Source organism: Spirosoma panaciterrae DSM 21099, assembly GCF_000374025.1.
GTDB lineage: Bacteria > Bacteroidota > Bacteroidia > Cytophagales > Spirosomataceae > Spirosoma > Spirosoma panaciterrae.
Window position 1 is genome coordinate 1 of record NZ_KB893192.1, and the last position, 25,165, is coordinate 25,165.

23 protein-coding genes and 1 pseudogene are annotated in these 25,165 nt (G+C 49.5%); 7 read left to right on the plus strand and 17 right to left on the minus strand.

The features are described 5' to 3' along the window. Window positions 1–265, plus strand: a pseudogene (locus B153_RS0119595) (IS5 family transposase); the annotation flags it as partial. A 52-nt stretch (window positions 266–317) separates the two neighbouring features. Here the strand turns inward: B153_RS0119595 and B153_RS0119600 are convergent. Together B153_RS0119600 and B153_RS0119610 are read right to left on the minus strand one after the other, a co-directional pair. Next, window positions 318–734, minus strand: coding sequence for a hypothetical protein (locus tag B153_RS0119600; protein ID WP_157634758.1), 417 nt, complete (start codon window positions 732–734; stop codon window positions 318–320). 147 nt (window positions 735–881) lie between these two features. Continuing rightward, window positions 882–1,646, minus strand: coding sequence for a DeoR/GlpR family DNA-binding transcription regulator (locus B153_RS0119610; RefSeq protein ID WP_020598444.1), 765 nt, complete (start codon window positions 1,644–1,646; stop codon window positions 882–884). 365 nt (window positions 1,647–2,011) lie between these two features. Between B153_RS0119610 and B153_RS0119615 the strand changes: the two genes are divergently transcribed. Beyond that, window positions 2,012–4,870, plus strand: coding sequence for a glycoside hydrolase family 95 protein (locus tag B153_RS0119615; RefSeq protein ID WP_020598445.1), 2,859 nt, complete (start codon window positions 2,012–2,014; stop codon window positions 4,868–4,870). Window positions 4,871–4,980: 110 nt separating this feature from the next. Here the strand turns inward: B153_RS0119615 and B153_RS0119620 are convergent, their stop codons facing one another. Continuing rightward, window positions 4,981–5,709, minus strand: a complete 729-nt coding sequence (locus tag B153_RS0119620) for a 3-keto-disaccharide hydrolase (protein WP_020598446.1) — start codon at window positions 5,707–5,709, stop codon at window positions 4,981–4,983. 245 nt (window positions 5,710–5,954) lie between these two features. On the opposite strand from B153_RS0119620, the gene B153_RS0119625 reads away from it, so the two are divergent. The 3 genes from B153_RS0119625 to B153_RS0119635 all read left to right on the plus strand — a co-directional run bounded on the left by B153_RS0119625 (window position 5,955) and on the right by B153_RS0119635 (window position 9,431). Further along, window positions 5,955–6,425, plus strand: coding sequence for a DoxX family protein (locus tag B153_RS0119625; RefSeq protein WP_020598447.1), 471 nt, complete (start codon window positions 5,955–5,957; stop codon window positions 6,423–6,425). Between the two features lie 516 nt (window positions 6,426–6,941). Next, the gene (locus B153_RS0119630) at window positions 6,942–7,832 is read left to right on the plus strand and encodes an AraC family transcriptional regulator (protein ID WP_020598448.1); all 891 of its coding nucleotides are present in this window, start codon (window positions 6,942–6,944) and stop codon (window positions 7,830–7,832) included. A 30-nt stretch (window positions 7,833–7,862) separates the two neighbouring features. Then, entirely contained in the window at window positions 7,863–9,431 is a 1,569-nt protein-coding gene (locus B153_RS0119635; protein WP_020598449.1) for a glycoside hydrolase family 43 protein, read from the plus strand. A 26-nt stretch (window positions 9,432–9,457) separates the two neighbouring features. On the opposite strand, the gene B153_RS0119640 is transcribed toward B153_RS0119635, so the two are convergent. From B153_RS0119640 to B153_RS0119665, 5 genes are all read right to left on the minus strand, one after another. Next, complete coding sequence (locus tag B153_RS0119640) at window positions 9,458–10,393, minus strand: dihydrodipicolinate synthase family protein (protein WP_020598450.1); 936 nt, start codon at window positions 10,391–10,393, stop codon at window positions 9,458–9,460. Next, the gene (locus tag B153_RS0119645) at window positions 10,386–11,978 is read right to left on the minus strand and encodes a sodium:solute symporter family protein (RefSeq protein ID WP_020598451.1); all 1,593 of its coding nucleotides are present in this window, start codon (window positions 11,976–11,978) and stop codon (window positions 10,386–10,388) included. Before B153_RS0119645 ends, B153_RS0119640 begins: the two co-directional genes overlap by 8 nt. Before the next feature lie 641 nt (window positions 11,979–12,619). Then, window positions 12,620–13,132, minus strand: a complete 513-nt coding sequence (locus tag B153_RS0119655) for an RICIN domain-containing protein (RefSeq protein WP_020598454.1) — start codon at window positions 13,130–13,132, stop codon at window positions 12,620–12,622. Window positions 13,133–13,218: 86 nt separating this feature from the next. Continuing rightward, window positions 13,219–13,659 (minus strand): hypothetical protein, encoded by a 441-nt coding sequence (locus B153_RS0119660; RefSeq protein ID WP_020598455.1) that lies wholly within the window; start codon window positions 13,657–13,659, stop codon window positions 13,219–13,221. A 112-nt stretch (window positions 13,660–13,771) separates the two neighbouring features. After that, window positions 13,772–15,391, minus strand: coding sequence for a hypothetical protein (locus B153_RS0119665; RefSeq protein WP_020598456.1), 1,620 nt, complete (start codon window positions 15,389–15,391; stop codon window positions 13,772–13,774). A 243-nt stretch (window positions 15,392–15,634) separates the two neighbouring features. Between B153_RS0119665 and B153_RS0119670 the strand changes: the two genes are divergently transcribed. Beyond that, window positions 15,635–16,783, plus strand: coding sequence for an aldose epimerase family protein (locus B153_RS0119670; RefSeq protein ID WP_020598457.1), 1,149 nt, complete (start codon window positions 15,635–15,637; stop codon window positions 16,781–16,783). A gap of 47 nt (window positions 16,784–16,830) precedes the next feature. Here B153_RS0119670 and mtgA read toward each other — a convergent pair whose 3' ends face one another. The 9 genes from mtgA to B153_RS0119715 form a co-directional block, all read right to left on the minus strand. Next, the gene (mtgA, locus tag B153_RS0119675) at window positions 16,831–17,691 is read right to left on the minus strand and encodes a monofunctional biosynthetic peptidoglycan transglycosylase (protein ID WP_020598458.1); all 861 of its coding nucleotides are present in this window, start codon (window positions 17,689–17,691) and stop codon (window positions 16,831–16,833) included. Window positions 17,692–17,806: 115 nt separating this feature from the next. Further along, on the minus strand, window positions 17,807–18,943 hold the full coding sequence (hemW, locus tag B153_RS0119680; protein ID WP_026262286.1) for a radical SAM family heme chaperone HemW: 1,137 nt from the start codon (window positions 18,941–18,943) through the stop codon (window positions 17,807–17,809). Between the two features lie 86 nt (window positions 18,944–19,029). Beyond that, window positions 19,030–19,482, minus strand: a complete 453-nt coding sequence (locus B153_RS0119685; protein WP_020598460.1) for a GNAT family N-acetyltransferase — start codon at window positions 19,480–19,482, stop codon at window positions 19,030–19,032. Between the two features lie 45 nt (window positions 19,483–19,527). Next, window positions 19,528–19,683 carry a hypothetical protein gene (locus B153_RS38035; protein ID WP_020598461.1) on the minus strand — a complete coding sequence of 52 codons (156 nt, stop codon included), beginning with the start codon at window positions 19,681–19,683 and terminating at the stop codon, window positions 19,528–19,530. Between the two features lie 152 nt (window positions 19,684–19,835). Continuing rightward, window positions 19,836–20,651 carry a PhzF family phenazine biosynthesis protein gene (locus B153_RS0119695; protein WP_020598462.1) on the minus strand — a complete coding sequence of 272 codons (816 nt, stop codon included), beginning with the start codon at window positions 20,649–20,651 and terminating at the stop codon, window positions 19,836–19,838. 34 nt (window positions 20,652–20,685) lie between these two features. Continuing rightward, window positions 20,686–21,375, minus strand: coding sequence for a hexitol phosphatase HxpB (hxpB, locus tag B153_RS0119700; RefSeq protein ID WP_083928227.1), 690 nt, complete (start codon window positions 21,373–21,375; stop codon window positions 20,686–20,688). 163 nt (window positions 21,376–21,538) lie between these two features. After that, window positions 21,539–21,826 (minus strand): YciI family protein, encoded by a 288-nt coding sequence (locus B153_RS0119705; protein ID WP_020598464.1) that lies wholly within the window; start codon window positions 21,824–21,826, stop codon window positions 21,539–21,541. 35 nt (window positions 21,827–21,861) lie between these two features. After that, complete coding sequence (locus B153_RS0119710) at window positions 21,862–22,251, minus strand: HEPN domain-containing protein (protein ID WP_020598465.1); 390 nt, start codon at window positions 22,249–22,251, stop codon at window positions 21,862–21,864. After that, window positions 22,248–22,583 (minus strand): nucleotidyltransferase domain-containing protein, encoded by a 336-nt coding sequence (locus B153_RS0119715; RefSeq protein WP_026262287.1) that lies wholly within the window; start codon window positions 22,581–22,583, stop codon window positions 22,248–22,250. Before B153_RS0119715 ends, B153_RS0119710 begins: the two co-directional genes overlap by 4 nt. 73 nt (window positions 22,584–22,656) lie before the next feature. Between B153_RS0119715 and B153_RS0119720 the strand changes: the two genes are divergently transcribed. Further along, window positions 22,657–25,104, plus strand: coding sequence for a prolyl oligopeptidase family serine peptidase (locus B153_RS0119720; protein ID WP_020598467.1), 2,448 nt, complete (start codon window positions 22,657–22,659; stop codon window positions 25,102–25,104). The last annotated feature ends 61 nt before the right edge of the window (window positions 25,105–25,165 follow it).

The following is a 25,165-nucleotide window of genomic DNA, read 5'->3' on the forward strand; positions in this document are numbered from 1 at the left end:
CGGCGATCAAGCCTACAACGGCGTGTTTGCTCAAGAGCTTGACCGTTGGAGTATCGATTTTGAGAAAGCGTCGCGGCCTGAATCAGCCCAAGGTTTTGTACCGGTGGCCAAACGATGGGTAGTGGAACGAAGCATTGCCTGGACGAACTATTTTCGGAGAATCGTCAAAGACTATGAGCATACAGCATCTTCTTCGGTCAGTTGGCTGTATCTGGCCAATAGCCAGATCATGTTACAACGAATCGAGACTTATTGCCAAAGATGATTTCCCAACATACTCTTAAACGCAGCTAAACTGGTAAACAGGTGTTAAATTTTCAAAGCGAAATGCGACCAGTGCTTTGTGCAAAAATCGTTTCTAACTGGATAAACAATGCCGAATTAACAATAATAAATGCGATAGAATACCAAAATCCATAATGGGGAGTAATCCAGCTAATTGCCCCGCTGGTATGCGCAATTAGAATAACCAGGGTAAATAGTTTCACTAATCGCTCAGGCACCAAATAACCAATTACCCCAATGGCAATCAGCCAGGCAAACGAAACCAGGAATATACCTGATACGTGACTTCGCATTAAGGCTGCCCCTATTGGATTCGCTTCGTCACCTGCCTGCAAATTACCATTCCAATAAGCCGCTGGTTGATTAAGAATCGTCACCGTTTCATCGACCAGACAAGCCAAGTAGGCCGGCGTCAATAGAACCAATCTACGTTTAAGCTTTGATACCATCTTATTTTGGCTAGTAAATTTAGGTAAGGGTGGCTGCCTGCTCCTCGGTTTCATGGATGGCAATCAGGAAGTACCTGTTTTTGATGCAGGTCTGGCAGGGAATAAAAAGAATATCGACTGGCTGTTTGAGCAATACTTTTTTACTCCCTACGTCGCAATAATCAGTTCAATTTCGTTGTCGTGAAACACTTGCTTGTGTTTCTCTTCAATGCCCGCATCGGTAATGATGTAATCGATTAGCGACAGAGCGCCCAGACTGGCAAAGGCGCTTTTACCGATCTTGGTCGAATCAGCGACTAAATAGGTGGTGTCGGCCGCATCGATCATCGCTTTTTTGACGACCAGATCGCTGATACTCGGATAGGTCAGGCCCGATTTGAGCGAGATGCCCGCCGTAGCCAGAAACAACTTCTGCACGTTGATTCCCTTGAAGAAATCGGCGGCTTTCTGACCCGTTAGCGACAAGGTGGGTGGTTTGAATTCCCCCCCGGTCATAATCACCTCAATCCCCGGCTCGGCCCCAAGTATCAGCGCAATATTCAGAGCGTTGGTGATGACAGTCAGGTTTTTATAGCCCCGCAGCTTTTTTGCGATTTCGGTCGTTGTCGAGCCGGAATCCAGGATGATGCTGTCACCACTTTCGATAAACTCCAGGCACTTGTTGGCAATAACTTCTTTCTTATCGATATTCTCCTGATTGCCGAGCGAAAACGTACGCACCTGATCTTCAACGTTTTTCAGGTATGCACCGCCATGCTCTTTGATGACCAGACCGTCTTTCTCCAGCTTTTCCAGATCCTGACGAATCGTTACTTCGGTCACTTTAAAGATTCGGGCCAGGTCGATGACCTTAGCCGATCCATCTTCCTTTAACAGTTCGAGTATTTTATCCCGGCGTTGATTCGGCAGCATACTAACTTCATTTCGAAAACAATCAAAAGTAAAGAAAAGAATCCTTTCTGTCAGCACGATTGGTTACGCCTTCAGCCAATGCCAGGTAAACACCTTCTGATTTCTTCAAAGAGCTACATAGTATAGTGCTCCCGCTTTAGCCCGATAGTGTACAGGTTATTCCATTGATAAAATCCAACCACCGGATGTACTCTACCATCACAAACTATTCTCAGACATTTATGCCAACTAAATTCTTTAAACAATCCGCGTGTCGATGCGTGGAATAGCCGCATGAAGCTATACCAGGAAAGCATTTCCGGTACGAGACCGGGAGACGCTTGGGTGAAGTGGAAGGAAGCGAAATAAGTATTTTCTTTACAGGTATGAAACGTACCCACCTCCTGCTCCCTACCCTTTTCTTATCCTTATCCATACAGGCCCAGACACCGGCCAAATTCCCCCTTACGCTCTGGTATACGAAGCCAGCCAGTCAGTGGGTCGAAGCACTGCCGATTGGCAACGGTCGATTAGGTGGCATGGTATTCGGGGGCATCGCAACGGAACATATTCAGTTCAACGAAGCTACCCTCTGGACCGGCGAACCACGCGATTATCAGCGTGAAGGGGCCGCGCAATACCTACCCCAGATTCGTCAGCTACTGGCCGATGGCAAACAGGCCGAAGCCGAAAAACTGGCGCAGGAGCATTTTATGGGCCGCCAACGCAACGAAGTCGATTATCCGCAGAAAAAGGCGGATTGGTTCACCCGTGTTCGGGCACTGGCCGATGGTAAGGCAAGTCCGGCAACGGTTGCTTTCGATGATCGCTCCTGGAAAACAATGGACCTTAATACACCCGATGGCTGGGAGAAAATGGGACACGAGGGGTTAGACGGAGCAGTCTGGTTTCGTACCTCGTTTGAGTTACCCGCAGCCTGGGTGGGTAAGGATTTGGTACTCGATCTGGGCCGCATTCGTGATCAGGACTTTACCTATCTGAATGGTGAACTGATCGGTACCGACGAAGGCATTGCCAAAAATCGACAGTACACATTACCAGCAGCAAAGCTGCACGCTGGTAAAAATCAACTGGCTATTCAAGTCATCAATCTTTTTGACAAAGGGGGCTTTATTGGCGTTAAAACCAGTCAGCCAACGTTTGTGGTCTATCCCGTTGGTCAGCAACCGACCGATGGCGTCCCCCTCCGTCGCCCGTTCCGCTACTGGATTCAAAACGACAGTCCACCGGCTATGCCCCGCTATCAGGCCGATTACCAGCCCTTTGGCGATTTATGGATTAGGTTCAACGGTCAGACGCAGGCTACCAACTACCGCCGGGAACTGGACCTGACAACCGCACTGTCTCGTGTCACGTATGAGGCCAATGGCGTACGTTTCACCCGCGCGTATCTGGCTAGTGCGCCCGATCAGGTTATCGCGATCCATCTTACCGCCAGCAAATTGGGGAAACTTAGTTTCGAAGCCTCGCTGAATAGTCCACACTCAGGTGCATCGGTCCGAAAAATTGACAATCAGACCATTGCGTTATCCGTTCAGGTTAAAAACGGGGCGTTGCGGGGCGAAAGTTGTTTACGCATCCAAACCCAGAAAGGCCAGATCAGCGTGTCGGGCACTAAACTCGTTGTGTCGGGAGCCGACGAAGCCACGTTGTACCTCACCGCCGGAACCAATTTCAAAACCTACAAAGACGTTTTCGGCGATCCGGCTACCCTGAGTCAACAACCCTTACAGGCGCTTCGGAACAAACCATTTGCGGCTGTCCGAACCACTCATGTGCAGGAGTACCAATCGCTTTTCAACAGCCTGTCGCTGGATTTGGGGCATTCTCCCAATGAACAATTACCGACCAACAAACGAATACAACAATTTGACCAGTCGACCGACCCCGCACTGATAGCTCTCTACGTACAATATGCCCGGTATCTGCTGATTTCCAGCTCGCGGCCCAGTCGACCGGGTATACCTTCAGGCCCGGCCAACTTACAGGGGATCTGGAACGACTTGCTCACACCGCCCTGGGGCAGTAAGTACACCACCAATATCAACCTCGAAATGAACTACTGGCCTGCCGAAATGCTCAATCTGTCGGCCTGCCACGAACCCCTGTTCAAGGCCATTGACGAACTGGCGAATGAAGGCCGAAAAACAGCGAAAGCGCACTACAACGCCCGTGGCTGGGTGTTGCACCATAATACCGACCAGTGGCGCGGTACGGCCCCCATCAACGCGTCGAATCATGGTATCTGGGTGAGTGGTGGAGCCTGGGTATCGCATCACCTGTGGGAACATTATCGGTATACGCAGGACCGGGAATTCCTGCAAAATCGGGCGTACCCCATCCTGAAAGAAGCCGCTCGTTTCTTTGTCGATTTTCTGGTGAAAGACCCTAAAACCGGCTGGCTGATCAGCACCCCCTCGAACTCACCCGAACATGGTGGACTAGTAGCAGGCCCGACGATGGACCACCAGATTATCCGCGATCTGTTCAAAAACTGCATAGCAGCCAGCGAAGTACTGGCAACCGATGCCACCTTTCGCGATACGCTCAAAACGATGTACGGCCAGATTGCCCCCAACCAGATTGGTAAACACGGGCAGTTGCAGGAGTGGTTGCAGGATGTCGATGACCCCAAAGACACGCATCGCCACGTATCGCACTTATGGGGCGTCCATCCCGGCACCGATATTACGTGGGACGAAACGCCCGATCTCATGAAAGCGGCCCAGCAGTCGCTTCTGGAACGGGGCGACGAAGGTACGGGCTGGAGCCTGGCCTGGAAGATAAATTTCTGGGCGAGGTTTCGCGATGGCCATCATGCCTATACCATGCTCAAACTGCTGTTTCGGCCAGCCATCTCAGCCGAAGGCATGACGGGTGGCGGCTCCTACCCCAACCTGTTCGATGCCCACCCGCCGTTTCAGATCGATGGTAATTTTGGGGGAGCCAGCGGGATTGCCGAGATGATCCTGCAAAGTCAGGGTAAAAAAATTGATCTGCTTCCGGCACTACCTGCCGAACTGCCAACGGGCCACATCAACGGAATCTGTGCGCAGGGCAGTTTTGTCCTGAATATCCGCTGGCAGAGTGGCCGCCTGAATAGTGTCGACGTTATGTCCAAAGCTGGTCAGCCCTGCCTGCTTCGCTACGGCGACAAACAGCTAAACCTAACTACTGAAAAAGGAAAAACGTACCACCTGGATGGCGATTTGAACGTCTTGTAACATTGAACCTGTTTAGGATTTTGAAAAAGGAATAAGAGTTGAATGGTTTGTCATTGCTCCTTCGTCGCAATGACAAAAACCTGTACCACAAAAAGTTAGACAGACTACTCTTAAAGTGCTCTCAACTTAATGTTTCGGAACCAGACGCTCGTGTTCCAGTCCTGTAAGCCGATGCGACCACTGTATTTTCCTTTCCCAACCGGTGCATCTTTTAGCTTACTGGCTCCAATGCGCTTTTTCCAGTCGGCGCTGGTAACATCATGTTCCTGTACTACATAGCCATTGATCGTGACCGTCAGTTTGTTCTTTTTCAGCATAACTTCCACTTTGTTCCAGCTACCAAGTGGCTGTGGTTCCTGAATACGAACGTCAGCGATACCAAACAGGTCGCCGGAGTTGTGCGGATGCTCTACGACTTTCTGATACAGCACATCATCGCCCACCTGAACTTCCAAACCTGTCGTATAAACCTTCTCATTCTTAGGGGCTTCGTCCACAAAGAAAAAGAAACCACTGTTGGTGTATTTTTCAATTTTGAACTCCGCCTTAAACGCAAAATCGCCGGAGAAGACAGCGTCTGTGACTAAATCGCCCCCGTCGCGAACCGCACCACCCGCTGTTTGGGGCACATCCAGGTGCAGTACGCCCTGCTCAACTTTCCAGGACGAAGGCACACCTTTGCCGTTGTATTTATGCCATCCTTTGAGGTCCTGCCCATCAAACAGCAATTTCCATCCTTCTTTTTTTTCCTGGGCCGATAAGGTATTGAGCGGCTGAGCCTGCACTCCGGCAAAAGCCAGACCCATGAGCAAACTGAAAACAGATCGTTTCAAAAACATAGTGGTTGGGATTGAATCTATATAAGCGGGCCAGCCCGATAAACTCCTCATGCCAGTCCTGTTTTCTACGCGTCCGACTGTTTCCATTTCGCTTTGAATTAGGGCTATCAATTAGCCGTTTTCTACTCGAAATTAAGGCTCAAATAATGGCGTAAAGCCCCTGTTTATTGCCGTTTTCGCCCCCCCTCGTTTCGCCCGAAAAGCGGTAAATTTGACTTATCAAATCACCCAAACAACAACGACCAATGACACACATCCAAGTTGACACCGCGAATCGGAAAGCCGCCAAAAAAACCAACATCCTGTACTGGGTACTGACGGGTTTATTTGCTTTTGTAATGACAGGCTCGGCCATTCCGAACATCATGGTTAACCCCATGTCGGTACAGGGCTTTCACGAAATGGGCTATCCTACCTACATCATTCCGTTTCTGGGCTGGGCCAAACTATTGGGCGTGGTGGCGATTCTGGTTCCTGGCTTTCCAAGGCTTAAAGAATGGGCCTATGCCGGGCTTATCTTCGATCTGCTGGGTGCTACGTATTCCGTCGCAAATAGTGGTAAAGAGTTCGTCCAGTGGGCGCCGATTTTTATTTTTGTGGCGCTGGGCTTTGGGTCGTATTATTTCTATCACAAAAAGTGGAAAGCAACTGCGATCCACAATTCGACAACGACTCAGCACGATTTTCAACGCAACAATCCCGCTCAGGTAGCGTAAATTTGATAGAACTTCCCACAAAGATGCCCGTAGGTCAGTTGGCCTATGGGCATTTTTGTGTGGTATAAGCAGTCGGTTACGGTTTCAGTCCCGATTAAAATTAACCCTGCCTATCTGGCAAGAACTACATAAGGTAAGCTGGGTGAATACAACACTCAGAGTACGTATTTCAGTGGTAGCAAAATCGCCCGGAGCACCCACGAAGGCATTTTTCAGGCCAAATCAAAGGTAGAAAACAGGTTTTCGATCCTGGTATAGACGCAAAAGGGCGGTTCGCCATCTAGGCAAAATCCTTCACAGAATAGGCTGTAAAATCGGTACCAGCACCATTAAACAATACTTTTCTATCACACAATCCCAAAAAAAGCCTACGACCAGGGGAAGCAACGGCACAACTTGCCATTTCCTTGTAGGAAATTATCATGGAGGAAACATGAATAATTTGGGTTATTTCGTATAGGTTTGTAGTCTGCTACTCCCAAAACCGTGTCGATCTATCGTAACGATTCTTTTGCCATGAAACCCTTATTTCGAAACGTAACGGCTAATCTCGAAACCTCATACACGGTTCGGCACGAGGTTTTACCCCATGTCAAGACCATCTGGCATTACCACCCCGAACTAGAGCTACACTACATCATTAAGGGGGAAGGAGTACGATTTATTGGAGATAAAATCAGCAATTTTTCGCCGGGAGAGATTGTGCTGGTCGGCGAAAATTTACCGCATAGCTGGCGAAGCAGCGACGAGTACTACCAAAACGATCCCGACCTAAACACGGAGGTCATTGTTATTCACTTTTTACCCAATTCTCTGGGTGAGCACCTACTCAAATTACCAGAGGCATATCTTCTGCCCCGACTCTTCGAAAAAGCCAAAAGTGGGATGGTCGTCAACGGGAAGTCCAACACTAGGCTAGCCGAACTCATGCAGCGGGCTGTCGATGCCACAAATCTGGACAAAATCCTGATCCTGTTTTCCATTCTGAAAACGCTGGCCGAAACCGAAGAGTACGAACCAATTGTGAATGTTCAGGCGGCATTTTACCAGGCGAATGAAACCGACACGCTTCGGCTCAATAAGGTGTGCGACTACACGTTTACCAACTACAAAAAAGACATTACACTGGATGAAATTTCGGCGCTCAGTAAACTGAGTGTCACCTCATTCTGTCGCTATTTCAAGCTGATGACCCATAAAACGTATTACGATTTTCTGATCGAAATACGCATCAGTCATGCCTGCCGCGCACTGGTCGACGATCAGATACCCACCGACGTAATCTGCTTTGACTGTGGCTTTAACAACGTATCGAATTTTTACCGGCACTTCAAAAAAGTTACTGGCCTGACGCCCCTGGAGTATAAGCGTCAGTATTTGAAAAAAGGCCGTATGGCGGTCGCCTAACAACCAACGCAGAAGTTCACGAATCCATCTATGCCCTCTTCTCTCGTAAAAATCCTGCTGTGTATACTGATCTCGGTACAGGCGATGGCTCAGCCTGTAAACTCCACGGGTGTAACGACTACCTACCGCAACCCGGTTATTCCGGGTGATTTTGCTGACCCTTCCCTCCTACGGGTTGGCGATACCTATTATGCCGTCGGAACGTCGTCGGAGTGGGGACCAGTTTTCCCAATTTATACCTCAAAAGACCTGGTCAACTGGACGTATGTCGGTCCCGTTTTTCATAAACTCCCAGCCTGGACCATGGGCAGTTTCTGGGCACCCGAACTGGTTTATCGCCAGGGTACCTACTACGTTTATTACACGGCCCGCCGAAAATCGGATCAACACTCGTTCATTGGCGTAGCTACCTCCCGCGACCTACGTAGCGGTTTCACGGATCATGGTCTGCTCTTGGAGTGGACAAGCGAAGCGATAGACCCGTTTATTATTGACGACGGCGGCAAACCGTACATTACATGGAAAGCCTACGGTCTTGATAAGGGCAAATCGATTGAGCTTCTGGGTGCTGAGTTATCAGCCGACGGCCTGAAGGTGGTTGGTCAGCACTTTACGTTATTGACCGCCGACCGTTCGGGCTGGGAAGCAGGGGGCATGGAAGGGCAAGCCCTTTTCAAGCGGGGCAAGTATTACTATATGACCTATTCGGGGAATGCCTGTTGCGGACCTCGGTGTAATTATCAGGTTGGCCTGGCTCGTGCCGAAAAATTACGCGGCCCTTGGGAGAAATTCTCCGGAAATCCGGTTCTGGTGAGCGACGACACCTGGAAATGCCCCGGCCATGGCACCGTAGTGACCACCCCCGACAATCGGTATGTCTATTTGCACCACGCCTACAGTGGAACGGACTTCACCTTTACGGGCCGACAGGGTGTGTTGAGTGAACTGGTCTGGAACGACCAAACGCAGTGGCCCACGTTTCGGTACGGAACTTCCGTTCCGGCACAGGCCGAAGCTTTTGGGGGGACTGCCCAGCAAAAAGCACCGGGCCTAGCCGTTCAGTTCACCGACAAAATCCCCGCCATTCCCTGGACCTGGGACGTAAGCCAGCCTGAACCACCGATAACCCTTCAGGCGGGTCAGTTACAGTTCCCGAACGTAGCCGGTAGTCCGACGGGAAGCTTTCTGGGATTAGTTATCAATAAAGGAACCTACACGTTCTCTACGGATCTAACGCCCCAGGCGAACGTCCTGCAAAGCATTTGTGTGTATGGGGATGCGAACAACGCACTGGGTTTCGGCATTCGCAGCGATTCGCTCGAACTATGGCAGGTGAAGGATGGGGTTCGGCAGGTGCTGAAACACCATCACTTACCCGAAAAAGCATCGGCGATTACGTTGCAGGTACGCAGTCATGTAGGTCAGTATTATGCATTTAGCTGGCAGACCGTAAGCGGAAAACCGCAACCCATAACGACCGAACCCGTCAGTGGCTCTTTTCTGCCCCGTTGGGACCGCGCCCCTCGTATCGGCATTAGTGTGTCAGGGCCACTGAATACGCATAGCCTCATTCGCTCCGTATCCATGACGTACCCCTGACACCGTCGCTTCTTTTCTAACTATCTTTACAATACGGTCAGCGACAATTTCTCCTGTAGTTGGGAATAGTCAGCCAGTAAACCTTCCACATTTTTGGCGATTTCGGGGGTAAATGTCCCTACATCCCGACGGGTATAGGTCGATATATCGAAACCGCGCAGTTGCAGGAAGTATTTCGACACGGTCGGATACACATTATGAATCACATCCATGCTGTCGATCAGAAATTGCTGCACCTCTCCTACTTCCTGTTGTAAATCGGCCTGGTTATAGTTCTGACACAGCCAGACAATCAGTTCGGGAAAGAAGTTACCCTGAATACACGACAGGCCCGCCGAACCCGCTTTTAGCGACTCAACGGCATGAACCATATAGGCGTCGTACAATCCAAAACCGGGCCGATTGGCCAGCCGTAGCTTTTCACGAATCTGGTCGATGTCGAGGCAGGTATCCTTATGGTAAATTACCCGGCCTGTATCGACAAACAGTTTCAACTGCTCGGGCGAAATCAGGCGTTTGTAAGGCACCGGACATTCGTAAAAACCTACCGAAACCGTAGCTGTTTGGTCCAGCAACTGAAAAACGCGCTCATTGAACACCTCATTCGAATCAGTCTGTTCGGCCAGCAAACCTGTAATCAGGATAACCGCATCCGTACCTTTATCGGCTACCTGTTTCACAAAATCGGCCTGTTGGGCAATAGGTCCACCGAAAGTCCCCGTAGCCACAACAGGCACTCGGCCATTGGTCACTTTGATGACGTGCTCGATGACCTGAAGTCGTTCGGCCTCAGTCAGTTCAAACATTTCGCTCGACAGGCAATTGGCAAACAGCCCAGCGGCACCCGCCTGTAAATACAGCTCGGTCAGTCGGGTAAGCGTGTTGAAATCAATAGCGCCAGTCTCGGTGAATGGCGTCAGCATCACAGGGATGAAGCCTTTTTCGGAAATTTTGTTAGTCATTGGTAAATACACCGGCCTCTTTGGTTTGCTCAGACGGTCGGCCTTTAAGTTTAGTCAGAACAACCCCTACCAGGAAGATAGTAAGCGTACCGACAACGATAATCATGTTGCTGTGTAATGGATTGCGGAGGTATCCGTACTCGTCGGGCAGTTTAGGCGAAAAGGTCAGCCAGACAATAACCAATACGCCAATAACGACGGCAGTTAAAGCTTCTGCACTCCTCGTTTGCCGACTGATCAGCCCCAGCAGAAAGAGCCCCAGCATTCCAGCCGCAAAAATACCGGACAATGTCCACCAGGTATCCAGAATGCTTTTTACCCCAATCATCGCCAGTCCGGCGGTTAGCCCCAACACGCCTACTACCACCGTAGCCAGGTGCAATAGCCGAAGCTGTTTCCGACTCGATGGATTCGGGTTGATGTAGCGCTTGTAAATATCTTCGGTAAAGACTGTAGCCGATGCGTTCATACCTGAACTAATGGTACTCATAGCTGCCGACAGAATGGCCGAAATAATGAGCCCCATCAGGCCAACGGGCACATTGGTAACCATGAAATTAGGCATCACCTTATCGCCATAGTCGGCGGGTTGCAGGGTCGAAGCCAACTGGTTTACCTCAGCAGCAGATGCCCCGGCAGGTAATCGTTCGAGGGCGACACTGTGCCGAATGGCTTCGAGAAACTGCGGGTATTGCTGATAATACCCAAACAGGCACGAACCAATTATAAAAAACAGCAGCGAGGCTGGTACGTACAACCAGACACATAGCCAGAGCGATTTCGACGCTTCTTTTTCCGATGCCGTTGTATGGTATCGCTGGATGTAATTCTGGTCCATACCAAAGTTGTTCAGATTGATAAAGAAACCATAGAACAGCACCACCCAGAATGTCGATTGAGTAAAATCGGGCGAGAGGCTGCCCAGACTGAATTTATCATGTGCTTTACCAATCTCGATGATGGAAGAAATACCTCCTGGCATAGCCTGCACAATCAGGTACATAATGAGCAGTGCCCCAAACGTTTTGATAACGCCTTGCACCACTTCGGTCCAGATCACGGCTTCCATGCCACCCATCACAGTATAAATGATGATACAAACGCCCATCACCACCATAATCGTTTGCATCGAATACCCCGTCAGCGCCTGTAAGCTCAGCGCAATGCCCAGAAAGATCGATCCCATACGGGCCAGTTGGGTCAGCAGAAAGCAGACAACGGCATAGGTTCGCGCCCATGAGCCAAACCGATGCTCGAAATGGGTATAGGCCGACACTTCGCCCGAGCGCCGATAAAACGGGATAAAATACCGGGAAGCCACAAAAGCAGCCAGCGGCATGGATAAACTGAATACAAACGAATTCCAGTTACCCCCAAACGCTTTGCCCGGTACCCCCAGAAATGTGTTGCTACTCAAAAACGTCGCGTAAATCGACAAGCCCGTTGCCCAGCCAGGTATCAGCCCGGAAGCCGTGGTAAACTGGTCGGCATTTTTATTTTTTCGGGAGAAATACACGCCCACCAGCACCATCGCTACGAGATACGCAGCAATAACGCCAAGGTCGATCAAGGGTAAATTTTTCATATGGGGATTCTAAAATTTCCGGGCCGCTAAATATCCTGCTTTATTCCCTTTAAATACTTGTTTTCCCTTTGAAAGGACTATGAACCCCTTGCCTTTTCCGTAATGTCGGCTGATTGTATCATTCAGAATGGTTAGTATTTTGCCATGATACGGCACATTATTCAGACAAAACCAGCCCCATTTGGCATCAGGAATCAAGGAATGAATTGCCAATACGTTATCGACACGGGGTTTTAGTTTGATCAGATTATCGATGATCAAATCAGCAAAGCCTGAATGGTTGTAAAATTTACTTCGTGGATTATCCCCTTTCAGCCACTCGCCCGTCTTTTCATCCTGATATTCAGCCAGATCAATCGAATTCGGTAGGGGGCGTTAGCTGGACCCACCGACGGGCATTTTCCGGTGTATCATCAGGTAGGTTCAAACACCACAGTCTAACCAGACGTATTGACAACCGATAAGCTGGGTATATAGACAGCTTTTATGAGGTGATTTCATTCCGTGTAAAGCCTATCCAAACAGGCCGTATCGGCGGAATCCTCAAAACTGGATTGGAATAAACCACTACAGAATAGGCTCTTTTCTCAGGGTCTTGCCGGATGTTGGCGTGTTCGAGACGGGGATGCCCCGGGAGCAATTTAAATTTGTGGGTCCTGCTCGTAGATAGTCCACAATTGAGCCTGCGAATTCGATTTTTTAGCCAGTATGATTCGGGAGTTGACAGACCCTTTAGCATCGACGGGCGTAATGTACAAATCCGATCCTTTGAGTTTGATTCGGTAAGTATCCTTTCCGGCAGAAATGAATTCGTATTCCTGATTAGCTTGCGACGTTACCAGCGGCTGTTGCTCCAGATTGGCCCCCTCACAAGACTTACCACTTTCGGGCTGCAAGGTTTTGCTGGTAAACAGATTGCGAAGCTGATAGGTGTCGCCTTCTACATGCAGAAAATCCCAGGTAACGCATTTCCAGTTCACGGGCGAATATGCCACGATGGGCGTTCCATCGGCTTTGCGTGCATCCTGAACCCGTAACAATAACCCGGTCTGAACATTTTTGATGGCATAGTGCCCCCGAATCGACGGAGGGAAGGCACTTCCAAGACCCATATACAGGTCGATCAGGAGCAGAAAAATGAGTTTGTTTTTCATCTTAACGAGCAATAACGTTTGGCGAACTTCCCGAAGCGGCCTGGTCTGTACAACGCATACGGCTTCGGAAAGTTACGCAAACTTCGCTATTTCGTAAGCGTCAGATGCTCATTTTCAGCGGGATTGCTATTATCCAGTTTAATGATCGATGAACTGGCATCCAGAATGGTCCAGGTCTTGCTTAATTTGTCGTAAGGTGTTTTTATACCAAAGCTTAGTGTTACCGTCTTCGAATCGGCGGGTGTCCCATAGTAGCTGTTTCCGCCCCACGACCAGGAGCCTACAGTCGTCTGACCACCCTGTGTTGCAGTAGCCTTTCCATCACTAGTGAAATTAATGCTAATACTTCCCAGCGACTTCAGTTTATCTTCGGTTCCCTGTACATAAGAACTGATTACCCAGGTTCCCGGAGCCAGTAGCTTAGGAAATGTGGTGTCGGTAGTGGCGGGTGCTACGTCGTCCGTGCTTTTCTTACAACCCATAACGAACAGCACAACCAGCAGCAGAGAAAACAGAATCGGTTTCATAGTAGCGTACAATTTTGAGGTGAACGATACTACGAATACGAAAAAGGAATGTGGCAGGTTGCGTTGGCTTTATCTTCACCAGATTAGATTGCAGACGAGCCCTGATTTCATCTTAGTTTTCAGGAACGTACCAAAACGGAATCTGGTAGTACGGCTGGGGTTTATTGGCCGAATCGGGCACGGTGATGCGAAGCAGATTTCGGCCAGCCTTCAACCCATTGGTCATCAAAACGGTGGCCAGTCCCCGCTGCCCGTTGTCGGCCCGTTGGGTGAACAGAAAACCTGGCGCCCGGTAAAGCGAGTCGTTCACATAGACGCCAAAATACGACTCCAGTGATTTCAGATACCAGGCGGCCCGCTTCTCGCGTTTTTCTTTTTTCGATAGATTATCTGGCCATTGGGGCTCTTTAAATCGCTTTGTCAGTTCGCTATCCAGCACTTTGGGGTAGCTGAGAAACAACCGAATGTAGGGCTCACGAATTACGTCGGACTGGATACTGGCGTTGTCAATCAGTTGATCCGGCGTCCGTAAATTATCGAATGCATTCACATCAACCATCTGGTTCGGATCACGCGTCGACATAAACGACCGACTATCAAACAAGTCCGATGCATTCCTGATCTGAACAAGTTGGCCGGTCATGAATACGATTTCTATGGCTAAACCCAGCCCGATTATCCATACATATCGTTTTTGGAGTATTTTCTGTGGAATCTGGCTGGTAAATGTAAGGCTGATGTATTGCGCCGGCCGATAAAGACCCAGAAATATGATTGAAAATCCTTCGCTCATGCGAAAGGCAATCGGGGCGAATCGATCATCATCACGAAACCGGGGTAAATTAAGGATAGTATATACAAGGATAAATCCCGACACAAGAGACACCAGTACCCAGCCTACTATTGTACGAACGGTTTCATACAGGTGATCGGGTACCAGCAATTGCAGACTAGCCTCGATCAGGACAAACAGTGCGTAAAAGCCAGCAATACCAAATAAGAAAAACACTAAACTGAAGGCCAGTGCAAACACAACATTGCATCGTTTATCCAGCCGGATGATGTAATCAGACAACGTCCCCATTTCGCCGGCCAATCGCTGTTGGGCATATCGGCTCAACTTATAGACGCGATCATACCGAATGCCATCCGGATAAACAGCCAGCAGACCCACTAGCCCAATCCAGAAGGCCCGCATAACAAAATTGGCCAGAAACGCCCCAAACAGTACATAGCAAGCCCCTTTCATGATCCCAAACATTTCTGCGGGCATCATTTCATGAATTAAATCGGCATCGGTCATCAGGTTGTACCGATAATAGGTCAGCGCACTTTCCAGTAGATCGGGCAGACTGAGCGTAGCAAACATAGCGGCTCCCGAAACAATCAGTTCCAGGTTCCAGCTTTGGGCTGTTAATTCGCGAAGTTGATTCTGAATCTCCGGCTCAGTGGTCGGTAGGGTATCTACTGGCGTTCCTTCGGGAAGGGGCATGTTCTGTATACGGTGGTCTACCTGCAAAATAGCGCTTTTCGCGTATTCTTTCACATACACACTACGCTCGTCTGCGATTGTTTCGCAACAAACCTTTACTAGGGCACCCTCTTTCTTAGATTTACCCGACGGGCACAAGCCCTTTTCGGCATCCAATTTACCCGACGGTTCCTGACAAAAAGTAGGAAAGGTTAGGGCAATAGCAGCTACCAACCAACAGAGGTTGACTGTCTTTTTCATGGGCTGTTTCCGGGGTATTGGTTGAGTCTGACGTCTGTTGCGAGATCTGGCATGGCTGGGCGAGTATGTTCTGACAGACGCTTACTCCTGCCATAGATGCTGCAATTACCCTGGCTAAATGCTCAATACATCCTATCTGAATACAGTACGCCCCGCCGTTTTATCGGGTAAAACCAACCCCTTCCCGACTTATTGGCGTAAGGCCAGTATCTTTACTCCAACCTGCCTAAACCGCTCGTCCGAATGAAACTCATTATCTCACTTTTAGCTGGAACGCTTTTTTTAAGCAGCATGACTCCTGAATTTTCGAACAACCCATCGCCAACTCCACCCAAAGCCGGTATTGAAAAAACCCTGTTTGGCACTTTCCCCGACGGGCGTGAGGCCGACCTGTTTACACTTCGCAATGCGGCCGGAATGGTCGTAAAAATTACCAATTACGGCGGCTACATCGTTTCCATCGCTACCCCGGATAAATCAGGCAAACTGGATGATGTGACGCTGGGGGTGCCGACCTTCGCTGATTATATAAAAGGAACGCCTAGTCTGGGACCGATTATCGGGCGGTATGGCAACCGAATTGCCAACGGGAAATTTACGCTGGATGGACAGGAATATACGCTGGCTCAGAACAATAACGGCAACCACATTCATGGTGGCCCCACCGGCTTCGATAAACGACTCTGGAAAGCGACGCCCCAAGATGGAGCCGAACCCGCCGTTAGGCTGGAATATATGGCTAAGGATGGAGAAGAAGGCTATCCGGGTAATCTGGCCGTTACGGTGACGTACACACTTCAAAAGGATAACGGCCTACGCATCGACTATAAAGCTTCGACTGATAAGCCTACGGTATTCAACCCGACAAATCATACGTATTTCAATCTGAGTGGTATGAAACACGATGTGATGAACCATGTGCTGATGGTAGCGGCCAATACCGTGCTGGCAACTGACCCCAAACAGATTCCGACGGGTGAGATTTTACCTGTAGCGGGCACCCCGTTCGATTTCACAAAGCCAACTCCCCTGGGCGAACGCATCAACGATACCACCAACGTCCAGATCAAATACGGCAAAGGGTATGACCACTGCTGGGTATTCACCGATCAGTCGAAAAAGTTAAAATTGGGCGCCACGCTGTACGACCCAGCAACCGGGCGGTTTATGGAAACCTTTACGACTGAGCCCGCTGTACAGGTATATACAGCTAATAATCTGAATGGCAAACTACAAAATAAGGATGGGGTGCCGCTTAGCCGTCGGTTTGGGGTTTGTCTGGAAACCCAGCATTTCCCCGATTCGCCCAACCATTCGAATTTTCCCAGCACCGTTCTGCGCCCCGGCGAAACCTTTAACAGCACAACTGTGTATCGGTTTTCAGTGAAGTAGCTACAAAGCCCCTCACCCCAAGTAGCGTTTCGCCTGGGGTGAGGGGTTTACAAATTCCGAATGTATTTCTGCCCACCCAGATAGCGCATCTGGCGGGCAATCTGACGGGTTCGTCGCTGAACGTAGCTGGACGGATGAGCAATCGAAAACTTACGTGGATTAGGCAATACGGCGGCTATCCGGGCGGCTTCGTCGCGCGATAAAGAAGCCGCCGAATGTCCGTAAAAGCGTTCTGAGGCCGCTTCCACACCAAACGTCATCGGTCCGGTTTCGGCCACATTCAGATACACTTCCAGAATCCGCTTCTTCCCCCAGATCAACTCGATCAACACGGTGAAATAGACTTCCAGCCCTTTTCGGATATAGCTGCGGCCGTTCCAGAGAAACACGTTTTTAGCTACCTGCTGCGAAATGGTACTGGCACCCCGTGGGCGTTTACGAGTCTTATTCTCTTTGATGGCATCCTGAATTTCATCGAAATCAAACCCCCAGTGCGTCGGGAATGCCTGGTCTTCCGACGACACAACCGCCAGTGCAGCCTCCTTGCTGATTTCGTCGTAAGAACGCCATTTTTTGTAGATATGACTACTATGCGTGGTACTATCGCCCTCCATCCAGCGGGACACCATCAGGGGGGTCACCATCACCGGGATATATTTCAACGCAATCACATAGCCTAGTGAACCGAAGAAAATCCAGAGAAACGCTTTCAGGCAAAACCAGTATACACGTTCGAGAATGGGGCGCTCACGGATAAACTGACGAGTTTGTCCCCACCGGGACGAATCCTGCTGATTCGATCGTCGGGAACGACGAATTTCCGGTTGTGGACTAGATTGATTGATTTTAGGGCGTGGTGGTCGAGGGCCACTATCGCGGAATCTATTGACAGGTTGCTGAGGATTCATAGGTGTAGGCGCATTCCGCGAAAATAATAGTAAGGCTGGTGGAAACCTGTTCTTTTAGCGAATAAAACCAAAATCCCCGAAAAAGCGGGGCCCTACGGCACAACACACTCCCCTCCTACTCCACAAATAAAGTTGCAGCAACCCGGTCGGCAAACAGCTTGCCCGCCTTGGTCAGACGCAGCCAGTCGCCCTCGCAGACAAGCCAGCCTGATGCAAACATGGCCGACAGGTCTTCCGCCTGTTGGTGTGTAAAATCCATTCCCAGCAATTTGTTCAATTCAGTTAGTGAGCAGCCCCACTGAGTCCGTAATCCGGTTAGCAGATAGTCATTCACCTGATCGGCAACGGTTAATTCTTCGCGTTCAGCGGGTACTTCGCCCTGTTGAATGACAGCGATATAACGTGCATTGTTGGCAATATTGTATTGCCGCGAAAAACCATTGTAGGAATGAGCACTGGGGCCTACACCCAGATAGGGTTTGCGTTGCCAATAGGCCGTATTATGCCGGGCATACTGCACCACTCCCTTCTGATCGGCACGGGCGAAATTTGAGATTTCATAGTGCTCGTAACCGCTCTGAATCAAAGCCTGGGTCAGTTCCTCAAACTGATCGGCGGCCAGGGCTTCATCGGCTGGGGGTAGCTTCCCTTTTTGTTGCCATCGTCCGAAAGCGGTGTCGGGCTCAATGGTCAGCGCATACGCCGAAAGATGGGGTACGGTCAGGGCCAGCATTTTTTCCAGATCCTGTTGCCAGCAGGCACTATCACGATTTGGAATCCCATAAATCAGATCGACGCTCAGGTTCTCAAATCCTGCTTCTCGGGCCAGGCCAACACAATTTTCGGCTTCTGTAGCAGAGTGGGCGCGGTTCATCCAGCGAAGTGTTGGCTCGTCAAATGTCTGAATACCAATACTCAACCGATTGACATACCGACGCAGCATCGTCAGTTTTTCCCGGCTCAGATCGTCCGGGTTAGCCTCCAGCGTTATTTCCGCATGGGGTACCAGATCAAACTGGTTGCGGATTGTCTCAAAAATCTGCGCCAGTTCATTTTCCGTCAGAATCGAGGGCGTTCCGCCACCCAGATAAACCGTTTCCAAGGCTGTGGCAGACAGGTACGCTTTCTGAAGACGAATTTCAGTACAAATGGCCTCGACTAAAGCCGGTTTCAGGCGCATACTCGTACTAAAATGAAAGTCGCAATAGTGGCAAGCCTGCTTACAAAACGGTATGTGCAAATAAAGGTGCATCTCTGCCTAGAGACAAGAAAACGGAACGTTGGGTTCAAAAGAGAGAAAGGATAAGGACGATCAGCAAACGACAATCCTGTACTGGCTTATACTTTTTTCTCCAGCACAATGGCCAGTCCACGCTTTCCCTGCGTAACCCCAATGATATCAAACCCAAAGCGAATGTTCAGACTAAGCATGGAACGCCACTGATTGTAGGTCTGCGTCCGAACGGTATGATACTTCTGTGTCCGGCACCAGTCGTGTTGTCGGCGCATCAGTTCCGACGCAATTCCATGCCCTCTAAAGTCGGGATGGACTCCACCAAGCCAGCTATAATAATGGCCCTTCTTCCGTTCATACCCTAATTTGCAGCCAACCACCCGACCGTCGACCAGGGCCAATTGCATTTGCAGGCCCGTACGGGATTGCTGATACGTTAGTTCGGCGATTAATTTGGAGCGGGATCGATTGAAAAAAACAACGGTAAGCAGATCGACCAGGGATGAGAGAACCGGCTCCTGGGGTAGCTCAGAAACGGATGTGTACTGTATTTCCATCCGGCGAAGATGCAGAAAAGGGTTCGCTGAGCAAAACCCGTCGGATCAATCCGGGCACTTTTTACAGCGCTTTCCTTTCTTGTACTTCTTGCAGCACTTTTTCAGGATGCATTCATTCCCCAGGAAAGGATTGGTCTGAATCAATGTTTTGGTATCGTTCAACACAACGGTATAGTCAGCGGCCAGCAAATCAGTACTCATGAAGCTTTGTTGTTTTCTGACACAAAGGTAAGCTTGTTTAGATTTATTACAAATTAAAATAATTGATACTTCTTAAACGTAACAGGCCGGAAGCGTCAACGCTTCCGGCCTGTATATCCGTACCAACTATTCTTACTGAACAATCGGTTGGTTCAATGATGAATCTCGCCGGTCATGTATAACTGTACCTGTCCTGAAATATCGACACGAGCGGGGTTGGTTCCATCATCATTCAATTTACACCGAATAAAGCCTCCCCGTTTTGACAGTTGGCGGGCCGACAACTCCGTTTTTCCCAATCGTTCGGACCAATAAGGCATCAGCGTAGTATAGGCAGAGCCCGTTACGGGATCTTCGTCAATACCGGCCTGTGGGCCGAAAAACCGGGCAACAAAATCAATGCCTGAATCCGCCTTGGCGGGTGCGGTCACAATAACGCCCCGCGCCGGAACGGTATTCATTTCCCGAAAATCAGGCTCCAGGCCCTCAATCTGCTCCTGCGTTTTGTAGACCAGCATATAATCGGTTTTACCCTTATAAATTTCCAGGGGTCTTTCCTTTACACTACTGATTAACGCCGGTGGTTGTAAGTTGGCTTTGTTGACCACATCGGCCGGAAAATCGAGTGTCAGCCAGCCATCGTCACTACGGCACACTTTCAGCATACCCGAGCGGGAGGTAAAAAACACCTGATCGCCCAGGCCCGTATCTTCCAGAAAGAACAACACATACCCCGTAGCGAGGGTAGCATGCCCGCATAGATCGACTTCGATGGTAGGCGTAAACCAACGGATATGATAGGTGTCTTTCTGGTCGGTTTTTACATAGAATGCCGTTTCGGCCAGATTATTTTCAGTTGCGATTTGCTGTAGCCGTTCATCAGGAAGCCAATCGGTCAACGGTATAACAGCCGCCGGATTACCGGCAAACAATTGATCGGTAAACGCGTCAAGTTGGTAAATACGCATGAGGGTTTAGGATGTGCCAGGCACTATTAACACGTTAGGAATAGTTTTCTGTGGTTTGTAGGGTATCGAATAACGTCGCCGAAAATTCGGTCAAGGAAGGGAGAATTACATCAGCTATAGAAAATTTTGGGTCATTCAATTCAAAGGCACCGGGTACAGCCACTGTTCGCATCCCCGCACTATGCGCCGACTTCAATCCGTTTCCGGAGTCTTCAAAAGCCAGGCAATCGGCAGGTAGTAGCCCAAGTTTACGAGCCGTTCCTAAATATACATCGGGTGCCGGTTTATTGCGCGCTTCCAGCGTTGCCGAATGCCAGAGTACGAGTGATTGCCGGATACCAAGTCGATCCACCACTACTTCAATCAGACTCATGGGCGATGCCGAAGCAATGGCGGTTGGAATACCCTGCCGGGCGAAAAAATTCAGCGTTTCAATAGCCCCTGGCATTGGTTCGGCCCTGTGCGCAATTCGCTCATGCACTCCTTCGGTAATGGCGTCGGCCAGTTCCTGAAACCCTCGCCCTGGTACTGCCGGATCTGCCCACGGACGACGGGCAAACCAGTAATGTACGACATCCAGAATGGGTAATCCAGTAGTTTGTTTGCACTCTTCATCGGTTAGGTATAATCCAACTGTGGCAAATACCTCGCGCTCCATAGCCCGCCAGTGGGGTTCCGAATCCACCAGAAGGCCATCCATATCAAATATTGCTGCCTGTATCAAAATAGGTTGTAGGTCATTAAGTAAATGGATAATGTAAAATGAACAATGTAGCCTGCTGAATACAGTGTAATTTAATTTTCTAGCATTTTTTTGTCGACAAAAGCTTTTATTACAGTGCACTGAGCATCAAACAATCGTTCATTTTACATTTTTCATTATTCGTTTATACACTTGCCTGCCGGAAGGGCTTTACATCAATAGTTTCCCAAACGCCCTGCACAATATACGGGTCATTTTGCAAGTAATCATCCAATCTCTCCTGCGATTCGAGATTAAGCAGTAACATAGACCCAATCATTTTACCATCGGGGTCCAGCAGGGCACCGCCTAAAATAAACTCCCCTCTTTCTTTCAACTGACGGACATACTCAAAATGAGCCGGACGGGCCGCCATCCGCCGATCCAGCGCGGCCGAATCGGTGTGGTCGTATGCGTGTACAACGTAATGCATAAGCGTTTTAACTTTATTTTCCAGCTACTATGTGCTTAAACTATAGGGTTTTGTTCAAAATAAGTAATCGTCAGTTCGTAGAATGTTCGGGCATCGTCTAACAAAAGCTTTGCTTCTTCGTCGCTTAGAAAAGCTTCCATATCATAGTCTGCTGACTGACGGGCCGCGAAATTATTACCAACAATTTTGCTGGCTTGCACATTGAATCGACCCGTTTTTATAAATAGTTCGCTGAATTTTGCCCGGGCTGCCTGATGTTTTTTTGTATAGACTCCTTGTGACGCCAGCAAAGCACCAACGCAATAAAAGATTGCATAATAGGCCCTATTAGCAACAGCTAGTATACGCCCACCATGGTATAAATAATCAGCATCGTCCAGAGCAAACTGGGCATGTTCAAGAAAACGCTCCACTTGTTCTTTCATACAATTATTCCTTCCTTGCGAGCTTCCTGATAAACCCCGGCATAAGATTTAGTATATTTTTGATACGAGACGGGTAAAGGCGAAATAGCGATATTATAACGTAACAAAAGATCGGTTTCAATATCGATTAGACTCCGAATCTCAGCATAAGTATTTACGTTTTCGTCATTCAGCAGCACCATTAGGTCAATATCCGATTCGTCGTCGTAGTCGCCCCTGGCATAGGAGCCATACAGCACCACATCGTGCAGACGATCGCCGTAAAGCGTCTGCAGGGCGGTTTTAAACTCCCTCACAATGGGTTCTATGGCCGGATTAATGCGCGTTTTCACGCCGAAAAGTAAGCGATTCGCCCTTTTCTTCCTAATTTCAGGCTTTCCCTTCATCTGCTTACTCTATTTTTTCATGAAACACCTCTTTTACTGGCCACTCACACTTTTTACGGCATCGGCGCTTGCCCAATCAGCGCCCAAAACATCGGGAACACCGGAGCTTCCGCAACTCACCATCGAAACCATCATGCAGGACCCTAAAAACTGGGTCGGCACAGCCCCATCGAATCCATTCTGGTCCGAAGACTCCCAAACGCTCTATTTTAACTGGAACCCCGAAAAGGCCAAAAGCGATTCGCTCTATAAGGTAACCTTCTCGCCAACTGCAAAAGGCAAAGCACTTACGGCATCAAAACCTGTAAAAGTCAGCCCGGCCGAGCGTCGGGCGTTACCAACTCCCCCCGTAGCCGCCTACAACCGGGCGTACACACAACGACTGTTCGACAAGCAGGGCGATCTGTATCTACTCGATGTCAAAACGGGGGGAATCCGGCAACTGACGAATACCGTTGAGGTAGAAAATGACCCGAATTTTTCGGGAGACGAACAACGGGTCATATTCCGCCGTAGCAATAATTTATTCAGTATCGACCTGAAAACCGGGCAACTGGAGCAGCTTACCGATTTCCGCCCCGGCTCCAAAAAGCCCGACCCTAAACCCACCGATGAGGAGAAATTTCTGAAACAGGATGCCCTAAGACTTTCGACGGTTTTGACCGAACGGAAGGAGAAAAAGGAAGAAGGCGAACGCATCAGCAAAGCCGACCGCCCCAAACGCCCGAAAGAAATTTACCTGGACGAGCGGCAGTTACAAAGTCCACAACTCAGCCCCGATGGTCGGTTCATTACGTATCGGCTTTCCAAAAGTGCGTCGAATGCTAAAACCGCTCAGGTTCCCAATTACGTAACCGAATCGGGTTATACCGAAGAAATTGCCGCCCGTACCAAAGTAGGGGCTCCGGCCGCTGTACAGGAGTTTTTTGTCTATGATCGGGTCAAAGACACCGTACGGACCGTCAGCCTGAAAGCGATTCCGGGTATTTATGACCAACCCGCTTATCTGAAATCGACAGCCAAAACTAAAGCGGATACGACCAAAAAAATGCGTCCAGTCACCATGACCGCGGTTCTTTGGTCGGACGATGGTAAACTGGCCGTGGTAACCGCCCGGTCGTTCGACAACAAGGACCGCTGGATCATGCGGCTCGACTTGAACGCAAGCCCGGCCGAAACCTTAAAACTAACGGTTCTTGACCGACAACATGACGATGCCTGGATTGGCGGACCGGGTATTCAGGGATTTGGACCATCGGCGGGTAACATGAATTTTCTGGCCGATAATCAAACGATCTGGTTTCAGTCGGAAGCAGATGGCTATTCGCACATCTATACAGTTAATGTGTTGACGGGCGAGAAAAAACAACTGACATCGGGCAAGTTTGAAGTTCAGCAGGTGCAGTTGTCGAAAGATAAAAAATTCTTTTTCCTGCAAACTAATGAGGTTCATCCTGGCGAACAGCACTACTACCGGATGGCGGTTACGGGTGGGGAACGGGTTCGGCTCACAACAATGCCTGGAGCCAATGATGTAACCCTCGCCCCCAACGAAACCCGGATGGCGATTCGCTACTCGTCGAGCAACCAGCCCTGGGAGCTTTACGTCACCGACCTCAAAGCCGATGCGAAAAAGGGAGACCTCGGGAAAGATGCGCTTAAACTCACCGACTCTCCTACAGCTGATTTCAAAAAATACCCCTGGCGCGAACCGGCTATGGTAACCATCCCCGCCCGCGATGGACAGACGATTTATGCCCGACTCTATAAACCAGCTAAAGCAAGTGGAAAAGCCGTCGTATTCGTTCATGGAGCGGGTTATTTACAGAATGCCCACAAATGGTGGAGCCAGTATTTCCGCGAATACATGTTCCATAACCTCCTCACCGACAAGGGCTATACTGTACTGGACATCGACTATCGGGCCAGTGCTGGCTACGGCCGCGACTGGCGAACGGGGATCTATCGGCACATGGGCGGTAAGGATTTAGACGACCATGTCGATGCGGCCAAATGGCTGGTGCAGACACAAGGTGTGGATGCGAACCGGATTGGGATTTACGGTGGTTCCTATGGTGGGTTTATCACCCTGATGGCGATGTTTACGACCCCTGATGTATTCAAAGCCGGAGCGGCACTTCGTCCTGTAACCGACTGGGCGGCCTATAATCACGGTTATACAGCTAATATCCTGAATGAGCCGCAGTTGGATTCGCTCTCGTACCGTTTATCGTCGCCGATCAACTTTGCCGAAGGGCTAAAAAATTATCTGCTCATCTGCCACGGTATGGTCGATGTGAACGTTCATTTTCAGGATACTGTCCGGCTCATTCAGCGGCTGATCGAACTGCGAAAAGAGAATTGGGAAGTTGCCGCCTACCCCGTCGAGGATCACGGTTTTGTGGAGCCGACCAGTTGGATGGATGAGTACAAGCGCATTCTGAAGTTATTTGAGGAACGATTATAGGGTAGCTAAAACGCTGAGAACACAGCGCTTTCCTATTCCTCTGTGTTCTCAGCGTTTTTTT